Origin of the sequence: Aliiroseovarius sp. S1339 (assembly GCF_023195695.1) — a bacterium.
Classification (GTDB): Bacteria; Pseudomonadota; Alphaproteobacteria; order Rhodobacterales; family Rhodobacteraceae; genus Aliiroseovarius.
Map to the genome: position 1 here is coordinate 243812 of NZ_JALPQG010000005.1, position 12347 is coordinate 256158.

The window sequence follows — 12347 nt, forward strand, 5'->3', positions numbered from 1 at the left end:
TTTGTAGGGCAGTTGGGGCGGGAAGCGATAGCGGGATTTCCGTGCGCTGTTTCATAACGAAACGTGATGGTTCATCGCTTGGCAGCTTTCACGCGCGTCCAGGCGTCCCGGTCAAGAGCGTAACAAAGCCATGTCGCCTTTTTCCCGGCTCCGGTTAGTTCGAGCTCCCTTTTCGCCATCAAAACTGCCCCAAGCTTTGCGGTGGCTTTTTGCGAGCGAATATTTGTCGGGTCGATGTGAAACCAGACCCGGTCAAAGGTCGAAAAGGCGTGATCCAGCATCAGGGTTTTAAGCTCAAAATTCACCGCTCCGCCCCAGAAACTGTGGTTCAGGAACGTGAACCCGATCGCGATATCGTCGGGCGCATCTGGGCCAACATAGTAGCGCGAACATCCGATCAGATCGTTGCTTGTCAAATCCATGACAACACACGTACCGCCTGCGTTCAGAAGGAAGTCGAAATAAGGGTCGAACACGTCAGAATTGAACCGATCCCGCGCGGGGTGGCCAGCCCAGGTTTCCGGGTCACATGCTGCGCGAAACAGCCCGGTGCGGTCCGATGCATGCAAGCCGCGCAGCGCGATTGTCCTTCCTTCCAAACAAGGTTGGTCGCCAAAGCTCATTCACGCACCCGTTCCGATTTCGGGTCATACATCGGCTTCAACGACGCTTCGGCTTTCACCCGCGTGCCGGCCACGTCGATCTCGTAGGTGGAGGCCAGAATATCAGACACTGTTTCACCCTGACACGGCACATATCCCATACCGATCGCGCCGCCCAAGTGGTGGCCATAAGCGCCAGAACTCAGGTATCCCACGATCTCGCCATCACGGATGACGGGTTCCTTGTGATAGAGAAGCGGCTCGGGATCGGTCAGCTTGAACTGCACCATGCGCATCTCAAGCCCGCTTTTCTTCTTGGCCAACACGGCGTCGCGGCCGATGAAGTCGGGCTTTTCGACCTTCACGGCAAATCCCAACCCAGCCTCCAACACGTGGTCTTCGCAGGTGATGTCATGGCCAAAGTGGCGAAAGCCCTTTTCGATCCGGCAGTTGTCCATCATGTGCATCCCGCACAGCTTCAACCCCATGTCTTGTCCGGCTTCAAACAGGGTCTCAAACGCATGGCTCGCCATCTCGGATGAGACATAAAGCTCCCACCCCAGTTCACCCACGTAAGACACGCGGTGGGCGCGGGCCAGACCCATGCCCAGTTCGACCTCTTGCGCGGTGCCGAAAGGATTAACAGCGTTGCTGAAATCGCCCGTGCTGACACGTTGCAGCAAAGTGCGGGCGTTTGGCCCCATAACGGCCAGCACACCTTCGCCTGCGGTCACATCGGTGATCACAACGCGGGCATCACCGACATGGCGGCGCATCCAGGTCTCGTCTGCCAGTCGCGTTCCCGAAGGCGTGACGACCAGATAGGCGGTTTCCGACAGGCGGGTGACGGTCACGTCAGCCTCGATCCCGGCGTGTGCATTCAGGAACTGGGTGTAGACGATCTTGCCGACGGGCACCGACATGTCTGCCCCGCAAACCTTGTTCAGAAACACCTCAGCATCCGGGCCTTCGACGCGGATTTTGCCGAAGGACGACATGTCATACATACCGACATTCTCGCGCACAGCGCGGTGTTCTTCGGCGGCATTGTCAAACCAGTTTGCGCGACCCCATGTGTATTCGTATTCACGCGTCTGCCCTTCGCGGGCGAACCAGTTGGCGCGTTCCCACCCTGCGGTTTCACCCATGACGGCGCCCTGATCCAGCAGGTGCTGATGAAACGGGGTGCGCCGCACACCGCGCGCGGTGGCTTTCTGGCGGTATGGAAAGTGGTCGGCATATAGCAGGCCCAGCGTCTCTTTCGACCGCTCATAAAGATAGTGTCTATTTACCTGAAACGGGTGCATTCGGCTGATATCCACATCGCCCAGATCGAAGGGTTTTTGCCCGTCTTCCATCCACTGCGCCAGCGCCATCCCGGCACCGCCCGCCGACTGAATGCCGATCGAGTTAAAGCCCGCAGCGACCCAAACATTGTCCATCTCGGGCGCAAGACCCAGGTGATAGGCATCATCCGGCGTGAAGCTTTCCGGGCCGTTGAAGAAGGTGTGAATACCAGCCTCGGCCAACATCGGCATCCGGTTGCAGGCGGCTTCCAAGATCGGCTCGAAATGGTCGAAGTCTTCGGGCAGCTGGTCAAATTCGAACGTGTCGGGAATGCCCTCCATCGCCCATGGCTTGGCGTTAGGTTCAAACGCGCCCAGTAGGATCTTCCCCGCATCTTCCTTGTAATAGGCACATTCGTCCGGCACCCGAAGCACCGGCATTTGGGTCAGCCCTTTGATGCCTTCGGTGACAATATAGAAATGCTCGCAGGCGTGCAGCGGCACGTTCACGCCCGCCATCTTGCCGACCTCACGGCCCCACATGCCCGCGCAATTGACGATCATATCGCACGCAATGTGACCCTGTTCCGCCCCATCATCCGATACCCAGTCAACGCCGGTGACCTTGCGGCCATCACGCGCGATGTGGGTGACGTTCGTGCGCTCCTTGATCACCGCACCATTTTGCCGCGCACCCTTGGCCATCGCCAAAGCGATGTTGGCCGGGTCCGCTTGCCCATCGGTGGGCAGCCAGATGCCACCTGTCACGCCCTCAAGATTGATGTGCTCGTAACGCTCTTTCACCTCGGCAGGCGATAGTTCCTCGCACGCGACACCAAAGGCACGCGCCATGGCGGCGCTGCGGTATAGTTCCTCGCGCCGCTCGTCGGTCAGGGCCACCGACACCGACCCGCACTGCCGCATCCCGGTTGCAACGCCTGTTTCTGCCTCCAACCCCAGATACAAATCCGCCGAGTATTTGGCGAGCTTGGTCATGTTCGATGACGTCCGAAGTTGTCCGATCAATCCGGCCGCATGCCACGTGGTGCCAGAGGTCAGTTGCTTGCGTTCCAGCAAAATGACATCTTTCCAGCCGAGTTTGGCAAGGTGATAGGCAACGGAGCAACCGATCACGCCGCCTCCGATGATGACAACACGGGCATGGGTGGGAGGACTCATAGCAACACTCCTGTTGGGTTTAGCTTGACGGTTGCACGATTGTGAGGATCGAAATCTTCTTTTTCCGCCATTTTTGTCGGAATTATCTCATCCACATCGGACCCGCGTTCGCCTAAGCGCCATCGGTGTCACACCAAAATGCCGCCGGAATAGAGTCGAAAACCCATTGGGAAATCCACAAGCCAGCCCGACATCGCGAACACTCATCGAGGTTTTGAGAAGTAGGGTATTGGCGTGGTTCAACCGCAACTCGCGATAATAGGTATTCGGCGTCGTGCCAAAATGTGCGCGGAACTGGCGTTCCAGCGAACGCTCTGAGATGTTGAGGTATCCCACAAGCTCGGAAATCCGCAGCGGGTCTTCCAAATTTGCCTGCATCAGTTCGACGCATTGGTCGAGCGACCGATTGCCGGTGCGCGTGAGCTCTTTCCCACCGAATGGCTGAAGGGTCGAGGATGTGCGGATCGTTTCGTGCAGGAAAATATCCGCAACCGTTGCGACCGAGGCCGCGCTGATGTGACCGCTTAGCATTCCCAACACAAGGTCATAGGTCGCGCCCATTCCGGCGCTGGTGGTGATCTTTCCGTCATCAGCAGCCAGCGCATATGACCCGGTGCCCGGCGTGCCACGTTCGTTCAGAAGCGCGCGATTTTCCCAGTGGGTCGTATGGCTCATCAATTGCTCGCCCGTCTCGGCGATATAGCGGCTGGCGGCTTCTGACAGCAAAAACACCCGTGCGCCGGACCATTGATAGGCTCTGATCTCTTTGCCCAGGGACAGGTCGGGCGCGTCAGGGTTCGAATTGCCCAACACGAACACGTAGTTCGCAGATGGCTTGGCGTCTGTCGGTTCCGTGTCGATGGTGATCGCGGCGCGACAGGTGACTGGGCCGCCGCGACGCGACAGCCAGTGCCATCGAAACGCTTCCCGTGCGGACACACGATTGGCGGTGCGCAGCAGCTCGACGACGGCGGTGAATTCGGTCAGTACGAAGCCGTCCGCGACCAGAATATCGACAAGGATCGGTGGGGGCGGCATTGCGTTCATTACACACGCAGCCGTTCGTTGTTCGGATCCCACAGCGGTTGGTCGGGCTGCACGATTGCTGGACGTCGTTCGCCGTAGATCTCGACCTGAAGCTCGGTGCCGGGGGTTGCAAGATCAGCGCGCACCATACCCAGCGCGATTGAGGCACCCACGCGATAGCCCCAGCCGCCAGACGTGGTTTCGCCGACAATCTGACCGTCATGCCAAATGCACGACATATAGGGCGCGTCGGTATCCCCCGCGTCGACGATCATCGTGACAAAGCGCTTCTTTGGGCCGGTTTTGGCTTCGGCCCGCAGCGCCGCTTTGCCCGGGAAGTCTTGCGGCTTGTCCAGACGCACGAAACGATCCAGCCCCCCTTCGAACATGGTGTAGTCGGTGGACAGGTCGCCTTTCCACGCGCGATACCCTTTCTCAAGCCGCAGACTGTCCAGCGCATACATGCCGAAGGGCTTGGCACCCGCCCCGATCACTGCATCGTAAAGTGCGGGGATATTGGCGTTCTCGGCGTGGATTTCCCAACCCAGTTCCCCGGCAAAGCTGACCCGCGCGAGGGCGCAGTCGACCCCAGCCACGCTCGCGGGCTGATGCGACAGCCAAGGCGCGGTCAGATCGGCCTGGGTTCCCAGACCTTCGAACAGATCACGGGCCTTGGGTCCAGTGACAATCAGGGTGGAATAGTCTCTTGTATGGTCCGTCAGGCTAAGTCCCGCTGGCAACGCGCGGGCCAGCACTTCGAAGTCATGCCATTGCGCCGTGGCGGCGGTGATCAGGGTAAAGAAGTCGTCGGCGTGGCGCATACACGACATCTCGGTCAGGATGCGCCCGCGGGTATCGGCGAAATAGAGAAGGTTCATCCGGCCAATTTTTGGCAAACCCCCGGTGCACATGCCGCGCAGCCATTCCGCTGCGCCATCGCCCGACAGGTTGAAGCGGGAAAACCCCGGCAGGTCCAGCACGCCCACACCGTCACGTACGGCCTCGCATTCTTCGCGGATACGTTGCTCCCACGGACCTGTGCGACCCCATGTATGCGTTGCCTCAAGCGAGGTATCGTCACCGGGCTTGGCGTACCAATTCGCGCGTTCCCAGCCGTTATAGACACCCATTACGCCACCAGCGGCGATCACTTTATCATGGATGGGTGACAGCTTTTTGTCACGTGCGGCGGGCCATTCGTGGTGGGGGAAATGCATGGCATATTCGTTGCCATAAACCTCCATCCCTTTCTGCACGCAATAGTCGTGATCGGTGTAGTCAGTGTAACGGCGCGGATCACACGCCCACATATCCCATTCGGTCGCCCCGTCGACGATCCATTCCGCCAGCACCTTGCCTGCCCCACCGCCTTGGGCAATGCCGAAAGTAAATACGCACGCCTCAAACGCGTTTTTCACACCGGGCATCGGGCCGATCAGGGGCAACCCATCGGGCGCATAGGGGATCGGGCCGTTGATCACGCGCGACACGCCTGCTGTGCCCAGCGCAGGGACACGTTCCATCGCATCCGTGACAATATCCTCGATCCGGTCCAGATCATCGTTCCAAAGCTGGAAGCTGAAATCGTCGGGCATCGGGTCGTCGTCAGTTGCCCAATGAGCGCGGCAGTTAGGCTCATAGGGGCCAAGGTTGAAGCCGTGCTTTTCCTGCCTCAGATAGTACGACACATCCACATCCCGCAGCAAAGGCAGCTTCTTCCCAGTTTCCTTTGTATACGTCTCTATTTCAGGGATTTCCTCAGACAACAGGTATTGGTGGCTCATCACCATCATCGGCACGGTGCGCCCGCCGAAGGGCTTGAACCACTCGCCCACACGTTGGGCATAATAGCCAGCGGCGTTCACCACATAATCGCAAGCAATGTCGCCCTTTTCGGTGTGGACGGTCCACGTGCCGTCAACGTGCTGGGTGACGCCATTTGCCGGACAGAACCGCACAATCTTGGCGCCCATATCGCGCGCGCCTTTTGCCAGAGCCTGCGTCAACTGCGCCGGGTCTATGTCACCGTCATGCGGATCATACAGCGCACCCACAAGATCATGCGTTTCGAGAAACGGATACCGCGCCTTGGTTTCATCCGGGGTCAGGATCTCGATATCCATTCCTTGATAACGACCCATCGAGGCTGCACGCTGAAACTCCTGCATCCGTTCCTTCGTATGCGCCAAACGGATCGACCCGGTGACGTGGTAGTTCATCGGATAATCCACCTCGTCGCCCAACCGCGCATAAAGCTCGGTCGAATAGCGCTGCATGTTCATAATCGCCCATGAGGTTGAGAAGGTCGGAACATTGCCCGCCGCGTGCCATGTAGACCCCGCCGTCAGCTCGTTCTTTTCCAGCAGAACGCAGTCAGTCCAACCCTTCTTGGCAAGGTGATACAGCGACGAGGCGCCGACGACACCGCCGCCGATGATGACGACGCGGGCTTTGGTGGGAAAATCAGACATTTTTGGGCTCCGTCCATTTAGGGTGTCACTGCGCGCTTTGCGGCAGGCCGTCTGTGATGTCGTAATAGTCGCCTTTGTCGGCAACATAGATGTGCTTTTCCAGTGTCAGACCGGTCGGGCCGTCGATGGCACCCAACGAGAAACTGATCGTGTCATCGTCATGGGCTTTCCAGAACAGAAACGACCCGCAGGAAGCGCAGAAGCCGCGCTTGGCCGTGGGGCTGGCGGCATACCAGGTCACGTCGCCTGTGATTGTCAGGTCGCGTTCCGGCACATAGGCAGACGACCAGATGCCGCCGGATTGTTTGCGGCACTGACCGCAGTGGCACATCGAATTGCCCTTCGGCTTCGCGGACGTTTCGAATTGGATATTGCCGCAGAGGCAGCTTCCTTTCAGCATGGCGATCTCCTTAATAAACCGGTGGGGCGATGACCCACACGGCGACGGCAGGTTCGTCATAGGGGTTGGCCCATTCGTGCAGCTCGTTGCGAATGCGAAAACTATCGCCACGCGCGACTGTGAAGCGACGGCCACCGATTGTCAGATCGAGTTTTCCGGCCACCATATAGCCAAGCTCTTGCGTTGGGCGCAGCGCCGGTGTCTGCATTTTCGAACGCGGCTTGAACGTGGAATGAATCACTTCAAAATCATCCGTCAGGTCCGGCGAAAGCAGTTCTTCAATCAGCCCCTCGTCGCCAGACCCCATCGGGCGGCGCGCTCCCGCACGCACGACATATCCCTGCTCATCAGCCAAGGCAGAAGTATGCGTAAATAACAGCGACATCGGCACGCCCAGCGCCTTGGCAATAACCCGCAAGTCCGAAATCGATGGGTCGGATTTGTCACGCTCAACCTGACTAAGCCACCCGACCGAGCGGCCAAGCGCAGCGGCCAACTCGGTCAGCGTCAACCCGCGCGACTTGCGCAGCGCGCGAATATCCGCGCCGAGGCTTCTGTTTGAGGCGGGATCACTGTGCAGCATCCTGAACATTCCTCACGGCTTGAAACCCCACGTGAAAATTTCACGTCTTTTTTCACGATGGGGCGAAGAGATGATTCGAGGCAAGTGGAAATTCTCAATGCCACTTAGCGCGTGAAGGTGTCGCTCAGGATAGCGGCCAATTGATTTGCATCGTCTTGAGTAAACGCATTGGGTTGATTGCTGTCGATATCAAAGACCGCAATCAGGTCGCCCGCCCCGTTCCAGACCGGCAATACCAACTCGGACTGGGTCGAGGACGCACAGGCGATATGGCCGGGAAACGCGTTCACATCCGGCACCAATTGCCCCTGCCCCGTGCGCGCCGCCGCGCCGCAGACCCCGCGTGAGAACGGGATTTGCAGGCATCCGTGCCCACCCTGATAGGGACCGATTTTCAACAAATCAGGCTCTGTTACGCGGTAAAACCCCGTCCAGTCGAACCGATCATCTGCGTGATGCACTTCGCATGTCACAGTCGCCATCAAGGCAACCTCGTCACGCTCCCCTTCGGTCAGGGATGCGATGGTCTGTGCAAGTTCTTTGTACTCGACGCGTGGCATGGGGGCTCCGAAAACCTAGGAGCGCGGATGATCCGCGCCCCTTTTGTATACGGTCGAGCTTATACGCGTTCAATCGCGATGGCTGTGCCTTCTCCGCCGCCAATGCAGATCGCCGCAACGCCCCGTTTCAGCCCGCGTTTTTCAAGCGCGTTCAAAAGCGTCACGATGATCCGCGCGCCCGAGGCGCCGATTGGGTGGCCCAGCGCACAGGCGCCACCGTTTACGTTCACTTTGTCACGGGTCAGACCCATTTCGTGCATGAAGGCCATCGGCACGACGGCGAAGGCCTCGTTCACCTCCCACAGATCTACGTCGTCCGTCGACCAGCCAAGCTTCGCCAAAAGCTTTTTGGCGGCAGGAACGGGCGCGGTGGGGAACAGGTTGGGTTCCTGCGCGTGGCTGGCGTGACCCAGAATGCGCGCGCGAATTTTCAGGCCTTGCGCCTTGGCAGCCTCCTCAGACGCGACAACCAGAGCCGCAGCGCCATCTGAAATCGACGAGCTGTTGGCCGGCGTCACGGTGCCATTCTTGCGGAAGGCCGGTTTCAGCGTCGGGATCTTTTCAGGCCGTGCATTGCCGGGTTGTTCATCCTCGGACACCAAAACCTCGCCCTTGCGGGTCTGGATGGTTACGGGCGCGATTTCACCCTCAAACGCACCGGATTTCTGCGCGTCCAGCGCGTTTGACAGCGATTTCAGCGCATATTCATCCTGCGCTTCGCGGGTGAACTGGAAGCTTTCTGCGCAATCCTCGGCAAATGTGCCCATCAGGCGCCCCTTGTCATAGGCATCCTCAAGCCCATCAAGGAACATGTGGTCGACGACCGCGCCATGCCCAATACGTGCGCCGCTGCGCATTTTTGGTAGGATATAAGGGGATTCAGTCATGCTTTCCATACCGCCCGCGACCATAATATCGGTGCCGCCCAGCGCGACTTGGTCATACGCGATCATGGTGGTTTTCATCCCTGACCCGCACATCTTATTCAGCGTGGTCGCGGGAACTTCATTGCCTAATCCAGCGGAAAACCCTGCCTGACGCGCCGGGGCCTGACCCTGACCTGCGGGAAGAACGCAGCCCATCAGAAGCTCTTCGATGTCACCAGACTTGGCGCCGGCGTCCGCAAGCGCAGCCTTGATGGCCGCACCACCCAATGCCGAGGCCGCAACCCCCGAAAACGCCCCCTGAAAGCCTGCCATCGGCGTGCGCGCGGCACCTGCGATAACTACGTTCTTCATCGTCTTCTCCGTCCCAATTGCAAATTCCTGATCACGCTTACCGAATGGTAACGATCGCCGTCTAGACTGTAGTTCTACCAATCGCGTGAAGGAGAAGACAGTTGGAACTTACTCATATCGACACGGCAAAGGCGCGTGTGATCACTGTTAGCGAAAACAGAATCGACGCCGCCATCGCCATCAGCTTCAAAGATCGCATGCGCGAACTGACCGAAGGTGGCCCAGATCGCATCTTGGTCGACATGGCGCAGGTCGACTTCATTGATTCCAGCGGGCTGGGGGCCATCGTCGCCGCGATGAAGCAAGTCGGGCCCGACAAATCCTTCGAACTGGCGAACCTGTCCAGCACCGTTCAGAAGGTTTTCAAACTGACCCGCATGGATACAGTTTTCACCATTCACGCGAATGTCGACACCGCTTTGGGTGGCGGTCTTGCGAATGCCGGCTGAGGCGCTTTGCTTTATGGGCCATGCGAAAGATCTTCATCAATCGGCTCTAACGCCGCAGAAAAACGAGATGAAGCTTGTTTTTCCCGCCGATCCGGTGGCCGTGCGCGGTGCGTTGAAGGCATCTATGTCAGGATTGACCAATCTGAACCTGACCATAGACGAAAGGGGCGTGATCGAAATTGTATTGGCTGAGGTGTTGAACAATGTGGTGGAACACGCTTACGCGCACCACACATCCGGTGTGATCGAATTGCGGGTCAAACGCGGGGCAGACCGTCTGCACTTCACGGTTCTGGATGATGGCGTTCCGCTGCCTGATGATGGCCTGCCCGAAACCCCGTCTCACAGCCTTGCCGGCCCGGTCGACGACCTGCCAGAAGGTGGGTTTGGCTGGTTTCTGATTAAAGAACTGACGCAAGATCTGAATTATGTTCGCAGTGACATCCGAAATCGGTTGGATTTCACAATTGCCCTGGCGGACACGCGAGTTAGCTGACAGCGGTGCCTGTTCCCGATTTCTTGTGGCGCGTTGGCAAAAGCCGCCTCATCTCCTAGTCTTCGCGAGAACCAACAGCGAGGCGTCATGCGCGATTTTCACCTGCCCGGACGGTCGCCCGTCCTTGCCACCAACGGCATCTGCGCCACGTCTCATCCGCTGGCCGCACAGGTCGCGTTGGACATTCTGAAGGCGGGTGGCAATGCCGTTGACGCCGCCATAGCCGCCGGGGTGCTGCTGGGCATTTGCGAACCTCAGATGACGGGGATCGGGGGCGACTGTTTCGTCCTGCTAGACGTGCCGGGGCGGAAGGACATCATCGCGCTGAATGGGTCCGGGCGCGCGCCCCGCCGCCTTTCGGCGAACGCTTTACGCGCGCAGGACCACACACGCATTCCCGAACGTTCGGTTCATGCGGTAACCATTCCCGGCGCGATTGACGCTTTTTGCATGTTATCAGCAGACTGGGGGCGGTTGTCGCTGGCCGAAACCCTCGCCCCAGCCATTCACTATGCAGAAGACGGCGTGCCGGTTGCGCCGAGGGTCGCACTGGATTGGAAGATCGCCGCGCGCGACGGGTGCCTGTCTGGCGTGGCGCGCGATTTTTACTTGGTTAACGGCGCGCCACCCGGCGTAGGCGATGTGTTCCGAGCCCCTGAACAGGCACAGGTCCTTCGCGCCATCGCGGCAAAGGGGCGTGCTGGCTTTTATGAAGGCGAAGTTGCCGATGATATGGTTGCCAGCTTGAAGGCTATGGGTGGCGTCCATGAGCTGGACGATTTCGCAGAACCGCAAGCGTTCTATACAAACGCGATTTCCGGCACTTACAAAAAAGTTGACCTGATCGAGCACCCCCCAAACAGCCAAGGCGCAACGGCGATCCTGATGGCAAATATCTTGTCGCAATTCGATCTGCCATCCCTCGACCCATTTGGTGCCGAACGTGCACATATCGAGGCAGAAGCGGCCAAACTCGCCTATGACGCGCGCAACCGGATCATCGCCGACCCAGATGACACCACCCGGCTGAAGCACATGCTGTCAGCCAACACAGCGGCTGATCTGGCGGCACTTATCGACCTGCGCAGAGCGATGGTGACAGCGACTGACACCAGCGAGGCCACGCACCGGGACACCGTTTACCTGACCGTTGTCGACAAAGACAGAATGTCGGTGTCGCTGATCTATTCAATATACCACGCATTTGGCGCAGGACTGGCGTCAGACAAGTTCGGCATTTTGTTCCAAAACCGCGGCGCCGGTTTCAACCTGACCGCCGGGCACCCGAATGAAGCGGGAGGCGGCAAACGCCCGATGCACACGATTATTCCCGGAATGCTTCGTGAAGGCGGGCGGGTGACGATGCCGTTTGGCGTGATGGGTGGCGCGTATCAACCGAATGGGCATGTGCGCTTCCTCAGCAATATGGTCGATTTCGGCATGGACGCCCAAACCGCAATCGATGCCCCGCGCGCCTTCTCGGACGGTGGGGTTCTGAAACTGGAACGCGGCTATGGCGTGGATGTGCGGGCACAACTGGCGGAAATTGGGCACAGGATCAACATACCCGAAACACCAATCGGCGGCGCACAAGCCATTCATATTGACCATGATCGTGGGGTGTTAATCGGTGCGTCGGACGGACGGAAAGACGGATGCGCAATTGGCTATTAAGCGCGATCAGTTCATTTGGACATGCATCGGATACTGACCATCCTCAAGATCTCCGAAGAATTCGGGGACATCCGGGTGGCCGACAGGCTCGCCTGAATAGTCAGCAATCAGGTTCTGCTCGGATACATAAGCAACATAATAGCTTTGGTCGTTTTCGGCGAGCAGGTGATAGAAAGGCTGATCTTTCTGAGGCCGACTTTCTTCGGGAATGGCGTCATACCATTCCTCGGTGTTCGAAAACATGGCGTCCACGTCAAACACCACACCCCGGAAGGGATGCTTCCGGTGACGGACAATCTGTCCGAGCGAGTATTTGGCGCGCGTCTTTAACATTTAGCAAAGCTCCTAACTCATAATTAGCGCTTTTGGGGGGTGTTTGTCCA

The 12347-nt window shown here is 58.6% G+C and carries 11 protein-coding genes and 1 pseudogene; 3 read left to right on the forward strand and 9 right to left on the reverse strand.

The window, feature by feature from the left end:
- Positions 1 to 71: 71 nt before the first annotated feature.
- The 8 genes and pseudogenes from MUY35_RS09635 to MUY35_RS09670 form a co-directional block, all read right to left on the reverse strand.
- A complete protein-coding gene (locus MUY35_RS09635; RefSeq protein WP_248366913.1) occupies positions 72 to 623 on the reverse strand; it encodes a GNAT family N-acetyltransferase in 552 nt (183 codons plus the stop codon).
- Positions 620 to 3115: pseudogene (locus MUY35_RS09640) on the reverse strand (FAD-dependent oxidoreductase); the annotation flags it as partial. The gene MUY35_RS09635 and the pseudogene MUY35_RS09640, both read right to left, overlap by 4 nt.
- 39 nt (positions 3116 to 3154) lie before the next feature.
- Positions 3155 to 4114, reverse strand: a complete 960-nt coding sequence (locus MUY35_RS09645) for a helix-turn-helix domain-containing protein (RefSeq protein WP_248366919.1) — start codon at positions 4112 to 4114, stop codon at positions 3155 to 3157.
- Positions 4114 to 6564 carry an FAD-dependent oxidoreductase gene (locus MUY35_RS09650; RefSeq protein WP_248366922.1) on the reverse strand — a complete coding sequence of 817 codons (2451 nt, stop codon included), beginning with the start codon at positions 6562 to 6564 and terminating at the stop codon, positions 4114 to 4116. The genes MUY35_RS09645 and MUY35_RS09650 overlap by 1 nt, the downstream gene beginning before the upstream one ends.
- 25 nt (positions 6565 to 6589) lie before the next feature.
- The gene (locus MUY35_RS09655) at positions 6590 to 6964 is read right to left on the reverse strand and encodes a GFA family protein (RefSeq protein ID WP_248366925.1); all 375 of its coding nucleotides are present in this window, start codon (positions 6962 to 6964) and stop codon (positions 6590 to 6592) included.
- A gap of 10 nt (positions 6965 to 6974) precedes the next feature.
- Positions 6975 to 7547 carry an XRE family transcriptional regulator gene (locus MUY35_RS09660; RefSeq protein ID WP_248366928.1) on the reverse strand — a complete coding sequence of 191 codons (573 nt, stop codon included), beginning with the start codon at positions 7545 to 7547 and terminating at the stop codon, positions 6975 to 6977.
- Between the two features lie 104 nt (positions 7548 to 7651).
- Complete coding sequence (locus tag MUY35_RS09665; RefSeq protein ID WP_248366930.1) at positions 7652 to 8107, reverse strand: GAF domain-containing protein; 456 nt, start codon at positions 8105 to 8107, stop codon at positions 7652 to 7654.
- A gap of 59 nt (positions 8108 to 8166) precedes the next feature.
- Complete coding sequence (locus tag MUY35_RS09670) at positions 8167 to 9345, reverse strand: acetyl-CoA C-acyltransferase (RefSeq protein WP_248366933.1); 1179 nt, start codon at positions 9343 to 9345, stop codon at positions 8167 to 8169.
- Between the two features lie 101 nt (positions 9346 to 9446).
- Here MUY35_RS09670 and MUY35_RS09675 point away from each other — a divergent pair, with 101 nt between their 5' ends.
- From MUY35_RS09675 to MUY35_RS09685, 3 genes are all read left to right on the forward strand, one after another.
- On the forward strand, positions 9447 to 9794 hold the full coding sequence (locus MUY35_RS09675) for an STAS domain-containing protein (RefSeq protein ID WP_248366936.1): 348 nt from the start codon (positions 9447 to 9449) through the stop codon (positions 9792 to 9794).
- Between the two features lie 67 nt (positions 9795 to 9861).
- On the forward strand, positions 9862 to 10290 hold the full coding sequence (locus MUY35_RS09680) for an ATP-binding protein (protein WP_248366939.1): 429 nt from the start codon (positions 9862 to 9864) through the stop codon (positions 10288 to 10290).
- 87 nt (positions 10291 to 10377) lie between these two features.
- On the forward strand, positions 10378 to 11964 hold the full coding sequence (locus MUY35_RS09685; protein ID WP_248366942.1) for a gamma-glutamyltransferase family protein: 1587 nt from the start codon (positions 10378 to 10380) through the stop codon (positions 11962 to 11964).
- 6 nt (positions 11965 to 11970) lie between these two features.
- Here MUY35_RS09685 and hspQ read toward each other — a convergent pair whose 3' ends face one another.
- Positions 11971 to 12297, reverse strand: coding sequence for a heat shock protein HspQ (hspQ, locus tag MUY35_RS09690; RefSeq protein ID WP_248366945.1), 327 nt, complete (start codon positions 12295 to 12297; stop codon positions 11971 to 11973).
- Positions 12298 to 12347: the final 50 nt, after the last annotated feature.